Here is a 21,899-nt window from a genome sequence, read left to right as displayed (position 1 = left end):
GTTAATATAGATTAAAAACACTTCATAAATTGAGGTGTTTTTTTTATGTTAAATTTAATTTAACTTCTTTTTTTACAATGGTTTTGGAAGTTATAAATGACATTAAGAATATGTTAAAGTGTTGATTTTCAATATTATTAAAAAAAAATATGTATATTTGCCTCGTTAATTCAAATGGAAAATTGCTTTTTTACACGTTTTAAAAGAACAATTTTTTACGCATTCTTATTTTAGAAAGCCCATTTGAGAAAATCAATTAAATGAGAAAAGACATTATTGTTTTTGGAGTTACAATTGCGTTATTAGTAATTATAAGTTCTAGTTTTAGAGCTTTTGATTCAGCAACAATTAAAAATTTTCATATTTCTGAAAATGAAATTTTTAAGTATCACGTACCTTCAAAAGAAGAATCCTTAAAAATGAATGTGGTAGCACCTTATGTGGGAAAAACATTTACAGGGTTCAAACAGGCATTAGCTGCAAAAGAATCTGCAGGATTGTATGGTTTAGTTAATGCGTATGGTTACATGGGTAAATACCAGTTTGGTAGAAAAACCCTTCGTAACGTAGGAGTTCATGATTTCAAACATTTTTTAAATAACCCAGAAATACAAGAAAGAGCATTTGATGCTTTGTTGAGTATTAATAAATGGGAATTAAGAAAAGAAATCAAAAAGTATGCGGGTAAAACCATTAAAGGTGTTGAAATCACTGAGTCAGGATTATTAGCTGCAGCCCATTTAGGTGGTGCGGGTTCTGTTAAAACTTTTTTACGAAGTAACGGAAAAAATGGTTTTAGGGATGGTTTTGGAACATCAATTAAAACGTATTTAAGGCGTTTTAAAGGGTTTGATACCACAGTTATAGAGCCTAATAGATTTGCAAAAATTTAATTTTTTTGTACAATAAAAATACAAGGTCGGTTTTGTAAATCGACCTTATTTTTTTTCCATTCTTGAATGGTTTTTGTTTTAATAAATTCTGTAGGAAGTGTAATATCGCAAGCAATGCATAAATATGTTTGCGGATGTAGCACTTGTAGTAAATCTTCTAAAAATTTAGTGTTTCTATAAGGCGTTTCCATGAAAAGTTGTGCTTGATTTTTTTCAAAAGACCGTTTTTCTAAATTTCGTAAAACTACTTTCTTTTCATTTTTGTCAATAGGTAAATATCCATTAAAAGCAAAACTTTGTCCGTTTAATCCACTACCCATAAGTGCGAGAAGAATAGAGCTTGGCCCTACTAGCGGCACAACTTGTATGCCTTTTTCGTGAGCCAATTTTACAATGACAGCTCCAGGGTCTGCAATTCCAGGGCAACCTGCCTCACTAATAATACCTACGTGTTTACCTTCTAATAAAGGGGCAATCATTGTTTTATGGTCTTGTATATCAGTATGTTTGTTTAATACCGATAATCTTAGAGAAGGTTGTGATTTTTCAGGTAAAATAGATTTGATGAAACGACGTGCGGTTTTTTCATTTTCAACAATAAAGTCGTCCAGTAAGGCAATACATCTTGCTATTGTTTGTGGCAGTACATCGTTTGGGTCTACTGTAAGTTCGCCTGGGTTAGATAAGGTACAAGGAATTAGGTATAATTTTCCATAAGATGTGGCAGACATAATTTTGTTGTTTTAGGGTGTAAAATTAGTAAAAAAGTGATGAATTTTTAATTCATTTCAGTTTTTCTGCAACTTTTGTGCAAGCCTCATCAAGTAATTGATACACGTTTTCAAAACCTTTTATATCTCCATAGTAAGGATCGGGAACTTCTAAATTTTGATTCGGATAAAGTTCGTTTAAAATTAAATGTACTTTTTGTTTAGCAACTTCATTTGGAGCTAACTTTAATACGTTAGCATAATTGCTTTTGTCCATTACATAGATGTAATCAAAAATTTCGAAGTCATTAGGGTGTAATTGACGACATTTTTGGTTGTGGATAAAGACACCATGTTTTTTGCTGCAGCTATAGAACGGTAGTCTGGAGCTTCACCAACGTGGTAATTTGCTGTACCAGCACTATCTACGATACATAAATCCTTAGAAATTTTAGACTGTAAAATGCCTTCGGCTAAAGGAGATCGGCAAATATTACCTAAACAAACCATTAAAACCTTTTTTGGCATACGTTTAAGCGCTTAACTTCTTGTTAATGTCTTCTACGAATTTTCTAAATTGTTTGTCAGTAGCGACAAGGTTGTCTACTGTTTTACAAGCGTGAAGTACAGTAGCATGATCTCTATCTCCAATTACGTTGCCGATATTAGCTAATGAAGATTTTGTGAATTTTTTTGCAAAAAACATGGCTAATTGTCTAGCTTGAACAATATGACGTTTTCTCGTTTTTGATTTTAACGTTTCTGTGTCTATTTGGAAATAATCGGAAACAACTTTTTGAATGTAATCAATAGAAATTTCACGTTTGATATTCTTAACAAATTTCTCTACAACTTGTTTTGCTAATTCTAAAGTAACTTCACGTTTATTGAATGAAGATTGTGCAATAAGTGATATTATAGCACCTTCTAATTCTCTAACGTTTGTTTTAATGTGTTTAGCAACATATTCTACAATTTCATCAGGCATTTCGACACCATCTCTATATAAAATATTTTTTAAGATAGAAATACGTGTTTCATAATCTGGCTGGTGTAATTCTGCAGATAATCCCCATTTAAATCGAGACAATAAACGTTGTTCAATGTCTTGCATATCAACTGGCGCTTTATCAGAGGTAAGAATTACTTGTTTGCCATTTTGGTGTAAATGGTTGAATATGTGGAAAAACACGTCTTGCGTACCTGCTTTACCTGATAAAAATTGTACATCGTCAATAATTAATACATCTATCAAATGATAGAAATGAATAAAATCATTTCGAGTATTCTTTTTAACAGCTTCAATATATTGTTGTGTAAATATTTCGGCAGAAATATATAACACTGTTTTTTCAGGATATTTATCTTTAATTTCAACACCAATAGCATGCGCTAAATGGGTTTTTCCAAGACCTACACCGCCAAAAATCAATAAAGGATTAAATGATGTTCCACCTGGTTTGTTAGCAACGGCCATGCCTGCACTTCTTGCTAATCGGTTAGAGTCTCCTTCTAAAAAATTATCAAAACTGTAATTAGCATTTAATTGCGACTCAATTTTTACATTTCTAATTCCAGGAATGATAAAAGGATTTTTTAATTCAGGATTTTTATTGCTAATAGGCACATCTATTTCTTGTGTCTTAACTGAAGAGCGATGTGTACTAGGAATTTGCTCGGTAAATGGAAGTTTATTGCCATAAGTGTTTTCCATTCTAATTTTGTACACTAACTTTGCCTGGTTTCCAAGTTCTTTAGTTAATGCTGTTTTTAAAATGGTCACATAATGTTCTTCCAACCATTCGTAAAAAAATTTACTAGGCACTTGAATGTGTAAAGCATTGTCCTCGGTAAGGTTAATTGCTACAATAGGTTCAAACCAAGTTTTGTAAGCTTGATCTTGAATATTGTCTTTAATAAATGAGAGGCAATTATTCCATACAGCGGTCGCTTTATTCATAATGTTAATAATTTTTTTATAGTTTGTAATTCTGAATTCTAGGGGGTGAAAACGTAGCTAAAAAATCTTTAACCTTTGTTTCCGAGTTGGAGTGCAAATATGTGAACAATTTTTTGTAAAAAAAAATTAAATAGCACTTGATTTTTAAAAAAAAAAGTTGTATTCATTTAGCTGTTAAAATTTGTTAACACAAATACATTATTGAATATTCAATTTTTTAAATAGTTGTTTGTCAAATCATTAATAAAATTAAAAAAAAGTAATTCGTAGATGAAAGATTATCAATTTCAAGTTAGAGTTAGATATGCTGAAACAGATCAAATGGGAGTCGTGTATCATGGTAATTATGCACAATATTTTGAAATGGGAAGGGTAGAGTGGTTAAGAAGTCTTGGTGTTTCTTATAAATGGATGGAAGAAAATGGTGTCATGTTACCTGTTGTCTCCTTGCAAATGAATTATAAAAAACCCGCCTATTATGACGACTTATTAACAGTGAAAACTATTTTTAAATGTCAAACCTCAGTAAAAATTGAGTTTGATTATGAAATTTATAATGAAGCAGGTGTTTTGTTAACTACAGGATATTCAATGTTGGTTTTTGTGGATAAAAAAACTGGCAAACCCACATTGCCCCCTCATTATGTTACAGATAAATTAAAGAATTTATAAACGGTCTATTTTGATTTCAAATGTGTTTGTAAGTAAATCAAAAATTTCTTCTGCATATTTTTTTCGTGTTGCAATTTCAATTTGACAGTTTAATTCCATTTTTTGATTAACAATAGTAAGATTCTTTTCTTTAATAATGCGCATAACTTTATTCATGTTTTTATAGTCAAAAGTAAGAATAAAATGCTGATCAATTGTTTTTTCTACAATTTCGGCAGCGGCTAAGGTAAGTTGCGCACATGTTTTGTAAGCAGAAATTAAACCTCCTACACCCAATTTTACACCTCCAAAGTAGCGCACAACTACAACTAATGTGTTTGTAACTTCAAAGGATTGAATTTGGCCATAAATAGGCATGCCGGCACTGTTATTAGGTTCCCCGTCATCATTGGCTCTAAATTTTAGTTGTTCTGTTCCAATTTGATACGCATAGCACCAATGTCTTGCAGAAAAATGTTCTTTTTTTAAAGTTTCAATGTATGTTTTTACCTCTTCTTCATGGTGTATAGGAAAAGCATATCCAATGAATTTACTATTTTTTTCTTTAAATAAAATTTCAGAAACAGATGCTGCTATTGTTTTGTAGGTGTCTTTTATATTAATAGAATTCAAGGCTTTAGTTTTTATTAATCGTCTTATAGAATGTTTTTTTGGAATAAATCAACAACATCTTCTTGACCTACTTGAAGATGCCAAGTTTGTATGCCAAGTTCTTCAGCAGCTTTGATATTTTCAAGTTTGTCGTCAATAAATAATGTTTTTTTAGGTGTTAGGTTATGATTGTTTAGTACAAATTGAAAGGCTTTAGCCTCTGGCTTTCTAAAACCAAATTCAAATGAAAAATAAACTTTTTCAAAACAACTATAAAATTCTCTTGCAAAAGATTGTCCGACTTTGTGTTCAAACTTTTCAATATGAGTAGCGTCTGTATTGCTTAATAAATATAATTTATATTTTGACGTTAGCATTTGTAAAAATTCTAACCGGTATAAGGGAAAATCTAGTAGAATACTGTTCCATGCTTCTCTAATTTCTACTAATTCTGCTTGAGGTAATTGTTTTTGAATACCTTGCATAAATGTTAATTCATCAATTTTGCCCGTTTCGTAAGACTTATTCAAGTAATCAAGTTCTTCATTCCAATCCGTTACACCTAATTTTTTTAAGGCTTCTAATGGAGCATTTGCGTCTAAATTGATAAACACATTACCAAAATCAAAAATAATTGCATCAATCATAATTACAGAAAATTTTAAGTTGATCTCCGTTTAGGGTTTGTTCAAATATTGGTTTTCCATTAAACACAGGTGCTTTTATCCCGCTACCAAATTTTTCATTACCTGTAAACATTCGAATTTCATCCCATAAATCTATATCTATAAAAGATTGTAGTGTTTCACGACCACCTTCTACCAATATAGAGGATATGTTTTTCTCAAATGCAATTTTTAAAATATTGAAAATGAGATTTTTATCAAATATAACATTTTCATAATTAGTATGATCTGAATTTTTATAATTTTCTTGTTCTGTAAAAATTATTGTAGTATGTTTATTGTCTTTAACATTAAAATTTGGATTTATTTTACCCGATTTATCAAATACAAGTCGAATCGGATTTTTACCTGCCCAATCTCTAGTATTTAAATGAGGATTGTCTGTAAGTACAGTCTTTGTGCCTACTAAAATTGCCTCTTCTTCACTACGCCATTTGTGTACAAGTTGCCGTGAAAAGACATTCGTAATCCAAATGGGTTGTAATTGATTGTGTTCAGTAAGTTCTGGCATTATGGGAGCTATAAATCCATCTTTTGTTTCTGCCCATTTTAATATAATATAAGGCCTATTTTTAGTATGATAGGTAAAAAAGCGCTTGTTGAGTGCTAAACATGTGTCTTCTAAAACACCTACTATCACATTTTTTCCTTGCTGTTTTAGTTTGTGAATCCCTTTTCCAGCTACTTTTGAGTGCGAATCTATCGTGCCAATGACTACATTTGGAATGTCATGTTGTAAAATTAAATCACAACAAGGAGGTGTTTTGCCAAAGTGGCTACAAGGTTCTAAATTGACATATAGGGTTGCTTCTTTCAAAAGTGTTTTGTCTTTAACAGATTGAATAGCAACAACTTCTGCATGAGGTTCGCCTGATTTTCTGTGCCATCCTTCACCAATTATTTTACCCTCATGCACAATAACACTACCTACAAGAGGATTGGGATAGGTTGTTCCTAATCCATTTTTAGCCAATTGTAGGCAACGATTCATGTAAAATTCATGGGTATTCATAGAGCAAATTTAGTATTTTTACACTTTATTTATACTATGAATTACCAAATTAGAAAAATACGACTTTCAGATAATCCTTTTATAGCGAAGGTAATTAGGAATGTTTTTCATGAATTAGATGCTCCAAAAGAAGGGACAGCTTATGCAGATCCAATACTAGACAGCCTTTTTGAGGTATATCAAACATCCCAGACTGTTTATTTTGTGGTAGAAGTTGATGGAGAAATTTGTGGTGGTGCAGGAATTGGAATGTTGGATACTAACGATCCTACTGTTTGTGAGTTGCAAAAAATGTATTTTGCTCCCGAAATTAGAGGAAAAGGCATCGCTTATGAGTTAATACAACTGTGTTTACGTTTTGCAAAACAAGCCGGTTATACCTATTGTTATATAGAAACGTTACCATTTATGAAAGCCGCTCAACAATTATATAGTAAATCCGGATTTGACTATATTGATAAACCTCTTGGAGCAACCGGACATACAAGTTGCGATGTGTTTATGCTAAAAAAACTATAAAATGGATCTTCATAGACTTAAACATACTTTTATTGAAACTTTACTGCCCATATATGCAGACCAACAAGAAATAGAAAGTTTCTTTTTTATACTTACGGAACATTTACATCAAATGAAACGGATAGATGTGGCTTTGCATCCTGATTTTAAACTTTCAAATGACTATTTAGCAAAATGGATGAAAATTATCCACCAGTTAAAAGAGGAAAAACCTATACAGTATATAGTAGGAGAGTCATGGTTTTATGGTTTGCGATTTGAGGTAAATGAAAACACATTGATTCCAAGACCTGAAACCGAAGAATTAGTAGCATGGATTTTAAATTCATCCATCACCCATCACCCATCACCCATCACCATTTTAGACATTGGAACGGGAACAGGATGTATTCCAATTTCTTTAAAGACAAATTTACCACAAGCGAAGGTTTCAGCAATTGATGTTTCTGAAAAAGCAGTACAAGTAGCAAAGCGAAATGCAAAATTAAATGAGGTTGAAATCAATTTTATTCAAGCCAACATATTAGAAGTAGAGGATTTATCAAAACTCCCAATTTCCAATTTCCAACTCCCAACTCATTTTGACATCATCGTATCTAATCCGCCTTATGTTCGTGATTTAGAAAAGGCTGAAATAAAGAAAAATGTAGTAGATTATGAACCTCATTTAGCCTTATTTGTGGACGATTCAGATGCCTTACTTTTTTATAGAAAAATTGCTCAATTAGCCTTGCTAAATTTAGCGCCTAGTGGATTCCTTTTTTTTGAAATTAATCAGTATCTAGGAAAAGAAACCGTCGAATTACTGGGTAATTTAGGATTTAAAAACATAGAACTAAGAAAAGATATTTACGGAAATGATAGGATGATTCGATGTGAGAAGAATTAAAATAAAACGTTTCTGAAAGTAAGGGGATTTACAAATTACGAATTACGAATTACGAATTTACAAATTTGAAGATTTGAAAATTGAATTCTGATGACTAAAAGCTCACTTCTCGATACGCTTTGCTACTCGAAGTGACAAGTTGGTAGTTCGTTTTGTGAAATTTTGTGTTATAAATTATTCATATCTTAATGCTTCAACTGGGTCTAATTTAGATGCTTTTATAGCTGGATACAAACCAGAAAATATGGTTACCACACAGGTTGTAATAAATGCAGCAAACATAGCCATCCAAGGAATTGTAAATTCAAAACCAAAAGCCATTGCAATTAATGTACCAGTAATAATTCCTAAAATAATCCCTAACACACCTCCTAATTGACCAATAACGAATGTTTCGGTAAAGAATTGCCACGCTATAGTACTTCGTTTAGCACCTAAAGATTTTCGAATACCTATTTCTCTAGTTCGTTCAGAAACAGATACTAACATGATATTCATCAAAGCAATTGAGGAGCCAAAAACAGTAATTACACCTATAACCCATGCTGCAATACTTAATGTCTTTGTGTTTTCTAAAATACGTTGTATTAAATCGTCACTTCGTTTTATACCAAAATTAGCTTCTTTGATTGGACTTAGTTTTCGTACTCTACGCATAGCTAAAGTAGCATTATCAACTGCTTCATCTAGTAACGCTTCATTGTTTACTTTTATATCAATATCATAATTAATGTTAGGCGAAGAAAATAAAGAACGTGCAATTTGTGTAGGAATCATAATACGTAAATCCTGATTGTTTCCAAAAGTTGCTCCTTTTTCTTTTAATAGTCCTATTACTTTAAATTTTGCTCCTCTAATCGATATCGTTTTGTCTATAGGATTTACACCTTCAAATAAACCCTCTTCAAAATTGGCACCTAATACACAAACATAATTTGAATTACTCACGTCAAACATGTTTAAATTGCGCCCTTTTGTAAGCTCTAATCCTTTATTTGGAATATAATTTTCATCAATACCTAATACGGAAATTTCTGGATCGGTTTTTTCGTTTTCATATTTTACTTCTGCATTCGAAACAGCTGTAAATGAAAGTGAAGTAGTGGTAAATGGAAAGTCAAATTTTTTCTGAAATTCTTTAGCTTGTGGATAACTAATAATTGGATTAACTTTTTCTTCTGTCTTGTTTCTATTTATTTGTGAAGAAAAATCATATTGACTAATAGAAAATGTATTAGAACCCATTGAAGCAAAATTCTTTAATAGGGTATTGTCTAGTGCCGAAACAACAGTTAAGATACCTACTAAAGCCCAAATACCTATAGCAATAATAATAATCGTTAATACAGTTCTTAAAATTTGACTTTTTATAGAACCTAATGCAATTTTTGTGTTTTCTCTAAATAATCCAACCATAACAATAAGACTAAAATTACAGCGAAATGTTACACAAATAAAGTAAGAATTTAGAGTTTAGAATTTAGAAAGTAAAAATGCTGAAATTTTAAATCTCTGAATTGATTTTTAATACTCCCAAATATATTCGATATTTGCACAATAGAAATTTTTTATATTTCTGTTTTTTCAGAATTCTAAATTCTAAATTCTAAATTTAAAATGGCACAAAAACCAAGTATCCCAAAAGGCACAAGAGATTTTTCTTCTGTAGAAGTTTCAAAAAGAAATTATATCTTTTCTATTATTAAATCAAATTTTGAACAATTTGGTTTTCAGCCTATTGAAACCCCAACGTTTGAAAATTCAGAAACCTTAATGGGAAAATATGGCGAAGAAGGTGACCGTTTGATTTTCAAAATTTTAAATTCTGGAGATTATTTAGAAAAAGTTGACACCCAATTATTACAAGAAAAAAACACAAAAAAGTTAACTTCAAAAATTTCTGAAAAAGCCTTGCGTTATGATTTAACCGTGCCTTTTGCGCGTTACGTAGTACAGCATCAAAATGAATTAGAATTTCCCTTTAAGCGCTATCAAATTCAGCCCGTTTGGCGTGCCGATCGTCCGCAAAAAGGAAGATTTAGAGAGTTTTATCAATGCGATGCAGATGTTGTAGGTTCAAATTCTTTATGGCAAGAAGTAGAGTTTATACAATTATATGATACTGTTTTTACGCAATTAGGTTTAAAAGGTGTTACCATTAAAATAAATAACCGCAAAATATTATCGGGAATTGCTGAAGTAATAGGCGCTTCGGATAAATTAATAGATTTTACCGTTGCCTTAGATAAATTAGATAAAATAGGGGAGGAAGGTGTAAAAAAAGAAATGCTTGAAAAAGGAATCTCTGCACAAGCATTAGAAAAAGTTCAACCTTTATTTAGCTTTACAGGAACTATCAATGAAAAAATTACCAAATTAGAGCAGTTGCTTCAAGCCTCATCAGAAGGTCTTAAGGGAGTAGAAGAATTGCAATTTATTTGTAATGCCTTGTCAACTTTAGGTTTGCAAACGGCTAATTTCGATTTAGATGTAACGCTAGCTCGTGGACTGAATTACTATACAGGGGCTATATTTGAAGTGGCAGCACCAGCATGTGTTGCTATGGGTTCTATCGGGGGAGGTGGAAGATATGACGATTTGACGGGTATTTTTGGTCTTAAAAACATGAGCGGTGTGGGTATTTCTTTTGGACTAGATAGAATTTATTTAGTGTTGGAAGATTTAGGATTGTTTCCAGAAGCAGTTACAACTAAACCACAAGCTCTATTTTTAAATTTTGGACAAGAAGAAGCCTTGTATGCAATGCAAAGTATGGTGCAATTAAGGCATGCAGGTGTTCGTGTGGAATTATATCCAGATGCTTCAAAATTAGATAAGCAATTTAAATATGCGGAGAAAAAGGGCATCCCTTATGTAGTATTTGTTGGTGACGAAGAGCTCAAAAATCGTGAATTTAAAGTAAAGAACTTGGCTTCTGGCGAACAAAAAATAGTAGCATTAGCCGCTTTAACTGCTATGCTATCGGCTAATTAATAGGTTAAGAACCTACGGTGTATGAATAAATATTTCAAAGAATTTCGATATAATTTTAATTTAGCCTTACCTGTCATTGCAGGAATGGTGGGACATACACTCGTAAGTGTAGTGGATAATATTTTTGTGGGACAATTAGGTTCAGCAGAATTAGCCGCTGTTTCTTTGGGTAATAGTTTTGTTTTTATTGGGATGTCTATTGGTATCGGTTTTTCTACAGCCATTACTCCAATTGTTGCCGAATTTGATTCTCAAAAAAATATTGAAAAGGGTAGAAGTGCTTTTCAAAATGGATTAGCATTATGTACTATTTTAGGCTTTGCCTTGTTTTTTTTATTAGTAGCAGCAAAACCTTTATTAAGGTTTATGAATCAGCCTGAAGATGTAGTAAAATTAGCGATTCCTTTTTTAGATATTGTTGGTTTTTCCTTAGTACCATTAGTTGTTTTTCAAGCGTATAAACAATTTGCAGATGGTATGAGTGAAACTAAATATTCCATGTTTGCCACCATTATAGGTAATGTTATCAATATTGTCATTAATGTGTTATTAGTATTTGGATTATTAGGTTTTCCAAAATTAGGCATAGTTGGCTCTGCTATTGGTACACTCGTTGCTCGTGTTTTTATGGTGCTTTATATGCATTATATTTTAGCAAAAAAAGAGAAGTTTAAACCCTATTTTACACGTTTTGGTTGGCAATCATTTGAAAAAAGAATGGCAAAAAAAATCATTGCACTTGGCATACCTTCTTCTATGCAAATGTTTTTTGAAGTAGCTTTGTTTACCGGCGCCATATGGTTATCAGGAATGATTGGTACAACGAGTCAAGCTGCTAATCAAATAGCGTTAAGTTTAGCTTCAATAACCTTTATGTTTGCCATTGGATTAAGTGTAGCCGCAATGGTTAGAGTCGCTAATCAAAAAGGATTACAGGATTATAAAAAATTACATACCGTAGCACATTCTATTTTTTTAATGGCTATCATTTTAGAATTGATTTTTGCATTACTATTTATGATAGGGCATGATTTTTTTCCAAAACTATTTGTGAATTTAGAAACACAAGCTTCAATAAATGATACTGCTGAAGTAATAGGTATTGCTTCAAAGTTGATATTTGTTGCTGCTTTTTTTCAATTGTTTGATGGAATGCAAGTAGTTGTGCTGGGTGCATTACGCGGTATGCAGGATGTCAAAATTCCAACGGTAATTACGTTTATTGCGTATTGGATTATTGGTTTTCCTGTGTCTATTTATTTAGGTAAATACACAAATTTAGGAGCAGTGGGTGTATGGATAGGTTTATTGGCAGGCTTGGGTGCGGCGTCAATATTATTATATATTAGATTTAGACATTTATTAAAAAACAAACTATAGAGCATGGAGCTACCAAAATTTATTTTAGGCGATAATACTGATTTTCCAGATGAAATATTTATTGTTCATTTAGAATTTCCAAGATTTTTAATCAATTTGAAGGATGATTCTGTAGAATTTTTAGAAGATATTTCGGAAGAAGATGATGCCGAGTTAGAAGCAGAAATGGAACATTTAATAGAAGAAGCGGGTGCTTTCTATGATAGAGAAATGAAAAGATATGAAGAGTAATTAGTTTTTGGTTAATTAATTACGGCGTTTATTTTACTCCATAATTCGTTGTCAAAATTACTTAATGCAAAATTACTTGTATCTGCTGCATTTCCCATTCGTATAATTACCAATTTTCTACTTGGTACAACATAAATTTTTTGGTCATTTTTTCCTAATGCACAAAATAAATCTGAAGGAGCATTGGGGATTAAACTTCCCGGAAATTGTAGTTGAGAAGACGGTAAATGATAACTATTTTTGCCATTCAGCCACCACAAATAACCATACGCTTGGTTAATGTTTTGTGACGTTGAAGTAGCAAGATTCATATAATTTTCAGGCACTACAACAGTACCGTCCCATTTTCCTTTATTAAGTGCTAAAAGACCAAATCGAGCCATACTTCGTGTTGTACTCCAATAGATACTATTGTTGTCAGATTGAATCCATGAACCATTCATGCCTATTTTGTTTTTCAACTTAGCAGTAAAATAGGTATCCCAGTTTTGTCCTGTTGCATTAGCTACAACCTGCTGTAGTTTTACATACACGTTATCATATGCCCATCTTGTACCTGCATCTGCTGTGTACATAAGGCATCCTGGGTTTACACAATCATCAAGTGTAGGGTCTGTGCTGTCATTAAAACTATCGTCTAAGCCCGACGTCATAGTTAAAAGATGTTTGCAAGTTATTAATTGTTCTTTACCTATTGGTGCTGAAGTCCAGCCAGTACCTATATAGTCAGATACTTTATTGTTTGTATTGATAAAACCTTCTTGTTCGGCAATACCAGTTACAGAAGCAGTGAGTGTTTTTCCAGCACTTGCCCAATACCAAGGCATTCCTGCGCTATGACCGTTAAAATATTTTTCGACAACAATTCTACCATTGTGAAGTATTATAAAACCTTTTGTGTTTTTTTGCTCTAAATAGGTATACAACGTTTGTAGATTTGTTGTATTCCAACTCATATTTTCTGGAGTTTTGGTTTCCCAAATTGTTTCAGAAGTAATAGGAGGGAAGTACATCGTTTCTTCTTGAGGTGTAACACATCCACAATCATTTTCACTACAAGAAGCAGTTAATAATACTAACGATATTAAAAATAGTTGTATTCTCATTCTGTAATTTTTTATTTAGACAATATTAATTAGCTAAGGTTTAAAAAGCTGTATTATTTTATAAAATCACATTGTTTTAGCTTCATTCCAAAACACATCCATTTCAGCTAATGTCATTTCAGACAGGGGTTTACCCATCTTTTCTGCTTGTGCTTCTAAGTATTGAAAACGGGTAATAAATTTCTTGTTTGTACGTTCTAAAGCATCTTCAGGATTGATATTTAAAAACCGCGCATAATTGATTAATGAAAATAATACATCGCCAAATTCTTCTTCCATAGTCTTAGCAGTGCCTTTTTCTATTTCTGCATGAAATTCGGTAAGTTCTTCTTGCACTTTTTCCCAAACCTGACTTTTTTCTTCCCAGTCAAATCCAACACCTTTTGCTTTGTCTTGTATGCGACTTGCTTTTACTAGTGCAGGTAAACTATTTGGCACACCTTCTAAGACTGATTTTTTACCTTCTTTTAATTTTAATTTTTCCCAGTTTTGTTTTACTTCTTCTTCATTTGCCACTACAACATCACCATAAATATGTGGGTGTCTGTTAATTAACTTATCGCAAATACTATTAGTAACGTCTGAAATATCAAAATCTTTAGTTTCGCTACCTATTTTAGCATAAAAAACAATATGAAGTAATAAATCACCTAATTCTTTTTTGATTTCTACTTTGTCGTTGTTAAGAATTGCATCACCTAATTCATATGTTTCTTCTATGGTTAAATGTCTTAAACTCTCAAGTGTTTGTTTTTTATCCCATGGACATTTTTCACGTAAATCGTCCATGATGTCTAGTAAGCGATTAAAGGCAGCAAGCTGAGCTTCTCGAGAATACATATTTTTAAATTTTGTAGGTTAAAGGTACAATTTATTTTTTAGACATAAAAAAAACCGCACGATGGCGGTTTTTCTATATTATGTGATTTTGGAATTAGAATTTGTAATTAACTCCAAATGAAACAGCAGACCAATCTCCACCAAATTGTAAACTTGAACCACTTTGAGCTCCTGTCCAATCTCCTTTAGCAGAAGTGTAGCTTAATACTGCAATTTTAGTTTCTAACGAAAAGTTTTTAGAAATAAAGTAGTTAAATCCTGGTGCAAAACCAATTCCGAAAGCATTAACTTTTGATGAAGCAGAACCAGCAGGAGTCGTTTTTACAGAAGCCATACTAGCACCTAATTCAGCAAACACTGAAAATTGAGATGAAGGTGTAAAGTAATATCTTCCCGCTAAACCAGCACCAAAAGTACTTGTTTTGTCTTTTCCTGAGGTAGAAGTAGCTTGTACACTTCCAGACCCAACGTTTAAGTTTACACCTAATGCAATGTTTTCAGTTACAAAGTAACCTAATGAAGGTGCAAATGTAAAGTTGTCTTCTTTGTAATTTGAAATTTTTGAATCAGAGTTAAATTTTAAAGTTCCTGAAACAAAAACATCGCCTTTAGAAAAACCATTTCCTTTTTCTTGTGCGTTACCTAAAGTTAACGCTAAAACTGCTACAGCAGATAATAAAACTTTTTTCATACTTAATTAAGTTTAAAGTTATGCGACAAATGTATATAAAATATTTTGAGTTATAAACAAAAAAATAAGATTTATTAACAATTTTTTAAATCTAAAAATCTAACTTTTTGATTTTTAAATATTTACCGAAAACGATTGAAATATATAGATAAGAGAATTTTTTTGTATATTTTAATTGTTTAACTTATTAACAATTATAATTTATATTCTTACACTAATTGTTAATAATTGTAGTTATTTTTTTAAGATTGTTATTTTAAAAGAATTAATTTAGGTTGTTAATTTTAATAAATTCTAAAGGAGTTAAACCAGTTACTTCTTTGAATGATACAAAAAAACTAGTTTTAGATGAAAAGCCAGATTTTGTCCAGACACCTTCCATAGATAAGTTTTTTAAATCACCATTTAATAAGCATTCTTTTGCATATTCAACACGCAAGATGGCACGAATAGTGGTAAATTTGGTTTTTAAAACAGTATTAAAGCAGTAGTATAAATGATGTTTTGGAATATTTAAACTTTTACTGAGGTCATCTAAGCTAAAATCAGTATCTGTAAAAGGTTTTTCTTTAGCTAAATAATCTAATATATTTGTCGCAATGATTGTAAATTCCGAATCTTCTAATTCAATATCATTAGAATAGTTAGAAGTTTCGTCAGTTTTGTTAATTTCATCATATGTTTCGGTTTCTGTAGAAATCAAATTGTTTTTTGTACTAGGTAATCCATATAGAACTTCGGGAAAAATGAGTAGTAAGAAAGGAATTAAGCTAAATGAAATTCCCGAATAATAGTTCATTGCAAATCCATTAATAGTTTCTTTAGATACGCTATCTGTAATTAAAAAATTAAAAGTTAAAATTCCATAACTCAAGGCACAAACACCTGTAATACTAGTTATTAAATACAACCATTTATGAACAATTTTTTTATGCGAATTAGTGCGTACTGATTTTTTCTTCGATCGATTGTAAGTGTACAATTTAAAAATACAAGCTATAAAATACCCAAATAATATAAATGGTCTAACAGCTAGATTATAAATATTTGGATAAAGCCAGCTAATATTTACTTTTTTATGATGGTTTGTGTCATGAATAATTTTAGTTGCAATATCTAATTTTGTGTCAAAACTCTCAAAATAGTATGGAAAAATGGATATTAAGCCTATTATAAAAGGCATAAAATGCAACCAATCCCAAGGCTTTAATCTTGCAGAATCGGTTAGCGTGCCTCTAATGTAAAAAAATAATAATGGTCCTGTTAAATAATAAATAGGCATAAAATGGCCATATGCAATGGCTAACGCAAATGGAGAATTTGCTTGAACAGCAAAATAATGTAGCAGCACTCCTATTGATAATGAAATTAAAAAACCTGCTAAATACAATGAATTTTTATTAATCTTATAGTTATTTATAGCTAAAAGTAAAGTTACAAGTAATGTTGTTAAAGCAGTAAATAATATCATAGGGAATTTAAATTTGATGCAATATACTATTTTTTTAAGAAATTTTTGTATTCTAGGTTAAATTTATAACAATGAATTACGCACAAAAGTGTAGATTTTATTGCACTTTTGTGCTGCTTGGTGTCTTAATTTTTATTTTACAGTTTATAGTTAAAAAATAAATAATTAGTTAATCAAAACAGTGATTTAGTACTCTCAATTTTAACATTGTTTAATTTTCAACAAAATTTAACTTTAAATGACTGATATTTAACTATATAAAATTAATTTTCATTTTTTTTTATAGTAATTTTGATAAATCCCAAATCTAAAATAATATGAAAAAAATTTTACCTTATCTTATTTTGTGTTTTTGCACAATGGAATTAGTTAATGCACAAATACTAAGTGCAGAGAACTTTGAATCTCTAACTATTGGAAATATTTGTACAGCAACCGACGGAATAACTGTTGGTCAAGGCGGATATTATGCCTTAAACGGAACGACTACAGATTATCAAATTGTAGATGGAGGAACAACAACCGGAAAAATACTTCAGATGTATGGCCCCAATGTAGCTTCTCCACCCACATTTAATCTATTTAAAAATGATTTACCTGCTCTTTGGTCAACTCGTACAGTGGGTAATAATATTATTGAAATTGAGGTTGATCTATATACCGGAGGTGCTACTACAAGTAAAAACGTTCAAATTTTGTTTTTATATGACGCTACAGGTTCTAAAGTATTAGTAGGTTTTGCATTTGTCCCTGAAACAAAGGAATTGCTTGGTAATGCAAATTATAACAATGCAGGAGCGATTAATAATTACACGTTTTATTTAGCTTCCGGAGGGTTGTATATGCCTGCAAATACTTGGGTAAGAATTGGAATGAGTTATAATAAAACAAATGGTTTGGTCCTGTGGAAAGCTCCGGGTATGGCAAGTGCTTCGGGGGTAATAGGTGCCGCTCCAGGTACAGACCCAAACCAATTAAAATTTATTATTGATTCGTTTACTGGAAATACGTTGTCGTTTCCTTGTAAATGGAATGACTTAAGTGTAAAGGCAACCAATACAAGCACATTGCTTAGTGAGGAATCTTTTACCTTATTAGAAAATAATGTTGTTCTTTTTCCAAATCCTACTTCAGGTGAAGTAAGTCTAACTACAAATTTTAACAACGATATTACTAGAATTCTTATCACAGATTGTAACGGAAGAATTATAAAAGTTTTAAATGGATATGTGGAAAAGATTGACTTTTCAAGTTTTTTGGCAGGAATATATTTCGTTGCTATAGAGACGACTTCAAATAAGGAAGTGAGAAAAATAATAAAGCGATAATCTACTATATACTTAACCTCATTTAATTCGCTTTAAAGGCATGTTTATTATAGACATGCCTTTTTAGTTTTTTATTTATAACAAAATTAATCTCTATATTTGTTATAAGTAATAAACAACTAATCATGAAAAATAGTTTATTTTGGTTACTGATGGTGATTTGTTATACAAGCTATGGGCAAAAAGTATTTTCGGTTGATTATTCCAATCAGGCAGAAATCAAAGTATTTATTGTAAAATATGAAAACCAAGCTGATTTAAAAGTGTTTAAGGTTAGCTATGAAAATCAAGCGGGGACTAACAACGGAAAATGGTTTTTTACAAAATATGCCAATCAAGCCGATAAAAAAATCTATTTTGTTGAGTATGAAAACCAAGCGGATATTAAAATTTATTTTGTAGCCTACGAAAACCAAGCAGGGTGGCGAACGAAATCTAAAATGCATTTGTTTTATTAAAAAACAATTAAGTCTATTATATTTGGTAAATTATTTGCACACTCCACGCGAAAGAATTTCGCAAAATTTCATTTCGCATACAGTAATTAAATAAAAAAACCACTTCAAAAAGAAGTGGTTTTGTGTTTGTGGGCGATATTGATTTAACTTCAAATCAAATCTTAGAATTTATTCAAAATTTTATTGATGATTAGAAATAAAAAAAACTCTAAAATTACTTTAGAGGTTTTTGACTTCGCAAGTATAAAGTTTATTCCTATAAGTACTTTTAAATTTTAAAATTTGATTTAGATTACTTGAATCTTCTTATTTCTTTTAATCTACTAAAAGTATAATAGCTCATATTTAAAATAATGTATTTTTTTAATAATTTATATTAATTATCAATATTAAAAATTATTATTAAATATTTTGATTTTAATTTCTCTAAGTATTATTGCACATGATTTTAAAATTAATGCACAATGTGTCAGCTTTTTTAATTCTTAATACTTAAATCAATAATAAATTATGTTTAAAATCTTTAAAATTATTTTATTTTTAGTTGTGTTGCAATTACATGGACAAAATGTAATAATTACTGCTGGTTCCACTGTAAGTGGATCGGGTGGAAGTTTGAGTTTTACTGTCGCTCAATCAATATATACAACTAATTTTGGAGCTTCAGGTTCAGTTTCACAAGGTGTTCAACAACCTTATGAGATACAAACTCTGTTAGGAATTGATAATTTTAATATCAATCTTCTAACTCTTAATGTTTTTCCTAATCCTACTACGGATATTTTAACTTTAAATATTAAAAATACGAACTTTGAGACACTTAATTATCAATTATTTGATATTAATGGTAAGTTGCTCATGTCAGATAAAATATCTTCTGAAGATACGATTTTAAGAATGCAAGATTTATCAACCGCGGTCTATATTTTAAAAGTTTTAGATAAAAACAAAGAAATTAAAACTTTTAAAATCTTAAAAAAATAATAATTTTTAATTCAAATAAGACTATCATGAAAAAAATTTTACAAATTGTCTTTTTTACACAATTTTTGATTGGAACTTTTGTGTACGCACAAGCGCCTGAAAAAATGAGTTATCAAGCAGTAATTAGGAATTCATCAAACAGTTTGGTAACAAACCAAAGTGTTGGTATGAAAATCAGTATATTACAAGGTTCAGCTTCAGGAAATGCTGTTTATGTTGAAACCCAATCTGTTAGTTCAAATATAAATGGATTAGTTACTTTAGAAATTGGTACTGGAACAATTGTTTCAGGTACTTTTTCTACAATTAACTGGGCAAATGGTCCTTATTACATTAAAACAGAAACTGATCCCACGGGTGGCGTTAATTACTCAATTATTGGTACTGCACAAATGCTTAGTACTCCATATGCTTTGTATGCAAAAACTTCAGGTAGTTCATTGCCAGGGCCACAGGGACCACAAGGTCCAATAGGATTAACAGGTCCTCAAGGTCCTCAAGGTCCAGCAGGAGCAGACGGAGCAACAGGTCCTCAAGGTCCAATAGGATTAACAGGTCCAGCAGGTCCTCAAGGTCCAGCAGGAGCAGACGGAGCAACAGGTCCTCAAGGTCCAATAGGATTAACAGGTCCAGCAGGTCCTCAAGGTCCAGCAGGAGCAGACGGAGCAACAGGTCCACAAGGTCCAATAGGATTAACAGGTCCAGCAGGTCCAGCAGGAGCAGACGGAGCAACAGGTCCACAAGGTCCAATAGGATTAACAGGTCCTCAAGGTCCAGCAGGTCCAGCAGGAGCAGACGGAGCAACAGGTCCACAAGGTCCAATAGGATTAACAGGTCCTCAAGGTCCAGCAGGAGCAGACGGAGCAACAGGTCCTCAAGGTCCAATAGGATTAACAGGTCCAGCAGGTCCTCAAGGTCCAGCAGGAGCAGACGGAGCAACAGGTCCACAAGGTCCAATAGGATTAACAGGTCCAGCAGGTCCTCAAGGTCCAGCAGGTCCAGCAGGAGCAGACGGAGCAACAGGTCCACAAGGTCCAATAGGATTAACAGGTCCTCAAGGTCCAGCAGGAGCAGACGGAGCAACAGGTCCACAAGGTCCAATAGGATTAACAGGTCCAGCAGGTCCTCAAGGTCCAGCAGGTCCAGCAGGAGCAGACGGAGCAACAGGTCCACAAGGTCCAATAGGATTAACAGGTCCTCAAGGTCCAGCAGGAGCAGACGGAGCAACAGGTCCTCAAGGTCCAATAGGATTAACAGGTCCAGCAGGTCCTCAAGGTCCAGCAGGAGCAGACGGAGCAACAGGTCCACAAGGTCCAATAGGATTAACAGGTCCAGCAGGTCCTCAAGGTCCAGCAGGTCCAGCAGGAGCAGACGGAGCAACAGGTCCTCAAGGTCCAATAGGATTAACAGGTCCAGCAGGTCCTCAAGGTCCAGCAGGAGCAGACGGAGCAACAGGTCCACAAGGTCCAATAGGATTAACAGGTCCAGCAGGTCCTCAAGGTCCAGCAGGTCCAGCAGGAGCAGACGGAGCAACAGGTCCAATAGGATTAACAGGTCCAGCAGGTCCTCAAGGTCCAGCAGGTCCAGCAGGTCCAGCAGGAGCAGACGGAGCAACAGGTCCACAAGGTCCAATAGGATTAACAGGTCCAGCAGGTCCAGCAGGAGCAACAGGTCCACAAGGTCCAATAGGATTAACAGGTCCTCAAGGTCCAGCAGGTCCAGCAGGAGCAACAGGTCCTCAAGGTCTAATAGGATTAACAGGTCCAGCAGGAGCAGACGGAGCAACAGGTCCACAAGGTCCAATAGGATTAACAGGTCCAGCAGGTCCTCAAGGTCCAGCAGGTCCAGCAGGAGCAGACGGAGCAACAGGTCCTCAAGGTCCAATAGGATTAACAGGTCCAGCAGGTCCTCAAGGTCCAGCAGGAGCAGACGGAGCAACAGGTCCACAAGGTCCAATAGGATTAACAGGTCCAGCAGGAGCAGACGGAGCAACAGGTCCAATAGGATTAACAGGTCCAGCAGGTCCTCAAGGTCCAGCAGGTCCAGCAGGTCCAGCAGGAGCAGACGGAGCAACAGGTCCACAAGGTCCAATAGGATTAACAGGTCCAGCAGGTCCAGCAGGAGCAACAGGTCCACAAGGTCCAATAGGATTAACAGGTCCTCAAGGTCCAGCAGGTCCAGCAGGAGCAACAGGTCCTCAAGGTCTAATAGGATTAACAGGTCCAGCAGGAGCAGACGGAGCAACAGGTCCACAAGGTCCAATAGGATTAACAGGTCCAGCAGGTCCTCAAGGTCCAGCAGGAGCAACAGGTCCTCAAGGTCCAATAGGATTAACAGGTCCTCAAGGTCCAGCAGGTCCAGCAGGAGCAGACGGAGCAACAGGTCCACAAGGTCCAATAGGATTAACAGGTCCTCAAGGTCCAGCAGGTCCAGCAGGATCAAACGCTACAGTTACAGGAACAGCTCCAGTTAATGTTACTTCAG

At 33.1% G+C, this 21,899-nt stretch carries 21 protein-coding genes and 1 pseudogene; 10 read left to right on the top strand and 12 right to left on the bottom strand.

The genetic code is table 11. The annotated features are described in order from the left end of the window. The first annotated feature begins 260 nt into the window (after nt 1-260). A complete protein-coding gene (locus tag RF683_RS07570; RefSeq protein ID WP_309531721.1) occupies nt 261-893 on the top strand; it encodes a peptidoglycan-binding protein LysM in 633 nt (210 codons plus the stop codon). On the opposite strand, the gene RF683_RS07565 is transcribed toward RF683_RS07570, so the two are convergent. The 3 genes and pseudogenes from RF683_RS07565 to dnaA all read right to left on the bottom strand — a co-directional run bounded on the left by RF683_RS07565 (nt 890) and on the right by dnaA (nt 3,563). Continuing rightward, nucleotides 890-1,624: an SAM-dependent methyltransferase gene (locus tag RF683_RS07565; RefSeq protein ID WP_309531720.1), complete on the bottom strand. Its 735-nt coding sequence runs from the start codon at nt 1,622-1,624 to the stop codon at nt 890-892. The genes RF683_RS07570 and RF683_RS07565 overlap by 4 nt on opposite strands. Before the next feature lie 52 nt (nt 1,625-1,676). Continuing rightward, a pseudogene (locus RF683_RS07560) lies at nt 1,677-2,131 on the bottom strand (low molecular weight protein-tyrosine-phosphatase). A gap of 4 nt (nt 2,132-2,135) precedes the next feature. After that, complete coding sequence (gene dnaA / locus RF683_RS07555; protein ID WP_298659583.1) at nt 2,136-3,563, bottom strand: chromosomal replication initiator protein DnaA; 1,428 nt, start codon at nt 3,561-3,563, stop codon at nt 2,136-2,138. A 270-nt stretch (nt 3,564-3,833) separates the two neighbouring features. Here dnaA and RF683_RS07550 point away from each other — a divergent pair, with 270 nt between their 5' ends. Next, entirely contained in the window at nt 3,834-4,235 is a 402-nt protein-coding gene (locus RF683_RS07550; protein WP_309531719.1) for an acyl-CoA thioesterase, read from the top strand. Here the strand turns inward: RF683_RS07550 and RF683_RS07545 are convergent. Genes RF683_RS07545 through ribD form a run of 3 tightly spaced genes read right to left on the bottom strand, consistent with a single transcriptional unit; the run spans nt 4,230 to nt 6,524 of the window. Beyond that, nucleotides 4,230-4,838 carry an IMPACT family protein gene (locus RF683_RS07545; RefSeq protein WP_309533161.1) on the bottom strand — a complete coding sequence of 203 codons (609 nt, stop codon included), beginning with the start codon at nt 4,836-4,838 and terminating at the stop codon, nt 4,230-4,232. The two genes, RF683_RS07550 and RF683_RS07545, sit on opposite strands and share 6 nt — an antisense overlap. Before the next feature lie 32 nt (nt 4,839-4,870). Continuing rightward, nucleotides 4,871-5,473 (bottom strand): HAD family hydrolase, encoded by a 603-nt coding sequence (locus tag RF683_RS07540; RefSeq protein WP_309531718.1) that lies wholly within the window; start codon nt 5,471-5,473, stop codon nt 4,871-4,873. Next, nucleotides 5,466-6,524, bottom strand: a complete 1,059-nt coding sequence (gene ribD, locus RF683_RS07535; protein WP_309531717.1) for a bifunctional diaminohydroxyphosphoribosylaminopyrimidine deaminase/5-amino-6-(5-phosphoribosylamino)uracil reductase RibD — start codon at nt 6,522-6,524, stop codon at nt 5,466-5,468. The genes RF683_RS07540 and ribD overlap by 8 nt, the downstream gene beginning before the upstream one ends. 36 nt (nt 6,525-6,560) lie before the next feature. Here ribD and RF683_RS07530 point away from each other — a divergent pair, with 36 nt between their 5' ends. Next, nucleotides 6,561-7,043, top strand: a complete 483-nt coding sequence (locus tag RF683_RS07530) for a GNAT family N-acetyltransferase (RefSeq protein WP_309531716.1) — start codon at nt 6,561-6,563, stop codon at nt 7,041-7,043. 1 nt (nt 7,044) lies between these two features. Then, the gene (prmC, locus tag RF683_RS07525) at nt 7,045-7,932 is read left to right on the top strand and encodes a peptide chain release factor N(5)-glutamine methyltransferase (RefSeq protein ID WP_309531715.1); all 888 of its coding nucleotides are present in this window, start codon (nt 7,045-7,047) and stop codon (nt 7,930-7,932) included. A gap of 174 nt (nt 7,933-8,106) precedes the next feature. Here the strand turns inward: prmC and RF683_RS07520 are convergent, their stop codons facing one another. Then, the gene (locus RF683_RS07520) at nt 8,107-9,348 is read right to left on the bottom strand and encodes an ABC transporter permease (protein ID WP_309531714.1); all 1,242 of its coding nucleotides are present in this window, start codon (nt 9,346-9,348) and stop codon (nt 8,107-8,109) included. 201 nt (nt 9,349-9,549) lie between these two features. Here RF683_RS07520 and hisS point away from each other — a divergent pair, with 201 nt between their 5' ends. The 3 genes from hisS to RF683_RS07505 are packed head-to-tail and all read left to right on the top strand — an operon-like array spanning nt 9,550 to nt 12,537. After that, complete coding sequence (hisS, locus tag RF683_RS07515) at nt 9,550-10,926, top strand: histidine--tRNA ligase (RefSeq protein WP_309531713.1); 1,377 nt, start codon at nt 9,550-9,552, stop codon at nt 10,924-10,926. 21 nt (nt 10,927-10,947) lie between these two features. Further along, nucleotides 10,948-12,306, top strand: a complete 1,359-nt coding sequence (locus RF683_RS07510; RefSeq protein WP_309531712.1) for an MATE family efflux transporter — start codon at nt 10,948-10,950, stop codon at nt 12,304-12,306. Nucleotides 12,307-12,309: 3 nt separating this feature from the next. Then, on the top strand, nt 12,310-12,537 hold the full coding sequence (locus tag RF683_RS07505; protein WP_298659601.1) for a hypothetical protein: 228 nt from the start codon (nt 12,310-12,312) through the stop codon (nt 12,535-12,537). Between the two features lie 11 nt (nt 12,538-12,548). On the opposite strand, the gene RF683_RS07500 is transcribed toward RF683_RS07505, so the two are convergent. The 4 genes from RF683_RS07500 to RF683_RS07485 all read right to left on the bottom strand — a co-directional run bounded on the left by RF683_RS07500 (nt 12,549) and on the right by RF683_RS07485 (nt 16,645). Beyond that, nucleotides 12,549-13,643, bottom strand: a complete 1,095-nt coding sequence (locus tag RF683_RS07500) for a serine hydrolase domain-containing protein (RefSeq protein WP_309531711.1) — start codon at nt 13,641-13,643, stop codon at nt 12,549-12,551. A gap of 66 nt (nt 13,644-13,709) precedes the next feature. Further along, nucleotides 13,710-14,483, bottom strand: a complete 774-nt coding sequence (gene mazG, locus RF683_RS07495) for a nucleoside triphosphate pyrophosphohydrolase (protein WP_309531710.1) — start codon at nt 14,481-14,483, stop codon at nt 13,710-13,712. 94 nt (nt 14,484-14,577) lie between these two features. Next, nucleotides 14,578-15,174, bottom strand: a complete 597-nt coding sequence (locus RF683_RS07490) for an outer membrane beta-barrel protein (RefSeq protein WP_309531709.1) — start codon at nt 15,172-15,174, stop codon at nt 14,578-14,580. Between the two features lie 265 nt (nt 15,175-15,439). Next, nucleotides 15,440-16,645 carry a helix-turn-helix domain-containing protein gene (locus RF683_RS07485; RefSeq protein ID WP_309531708.1) on the bottom strand — a complete coding sequence of 402 codons (1,206 nt, stop codon included), beginning with the start codon at nt 16,643-16,645 and terminating at the stop codon, nt 15,440-15,442. Between the two features lie 317 nt (nt 16,646-16,962). Between RF683_RS07485 and RF683_RS07480 the strand changes: the two genes are divergently transcribed. The 3 genes from RF683_RS07480 (at nt 16,963) to RF683_RS07470 (ending at nt 19,415) form a co-directional block, all read left to right on the top strand. Then, a complete protein-coding gene (locus tag RF683_RS07480; protein ID WP_309531707.1) occupies nt 16,963-17,973 on the top strand; it encodes a T9SS type A sorting domain-containing protein in 1,011 nt (336 codons plus the stop codon). A 125-nt stretch (nt 17,974-18,098) separates the two neighbouring features. Beyond that, entirely contained in the window at nt 18,099-18,431 is a 333-nt protein-coding gene (locus tag RF683_RS07475) for a 7(1) septoil knot domain-containing protein (protein WP_309531706.1), read from the top strand. A 510-nt stretch (nt 18,432-18,941) separates the two neighbouring features. Further along, a complete protein-coding gene (locus RF683_RS07470; protein ID WP_309531705.1) occupies nt 18,942-19,415 on the top strand; it encodes a T9SS type A sorting domain-containing protein in 474 nt (157 codons plus the stop codon). Nucleotides 19,416-19,811: 396 nt separating this feature from the next. On the opposite strand, the gene RF683_RS07465 is transcribed toward RF683_RS07470, so the two are convergent. Next, nucleotides 19,812-21,857, bottom strand: coding sequence for a hypothetical protein (locus tag RF683_RS07465; protein ID WP_309531704.1), 2,046 nt, complete (start codon nt 21,855-21,857; stop codon nt 19,812-19,814). Nucleotides 21,858-21,899 lie beyond the last annotated feature (42 nt).

Source organism: Flavobacterium sp. 20NA77.7, from assembly GCF_031326205.1.
In the GTDB taxonomy this organism is placed as follows: Bacteria; Bacteroidota; Bacteroidia; order Flavobacteriales; family Flavobacteriaceae; genus Flavobacterium; species Flavobacterium nakdongensis.
The sequence above is the reverse complement of the archived record's forward strand: the minus strand, read 5'-3'. Positions and strand labels throughout refer to the sequence as shown.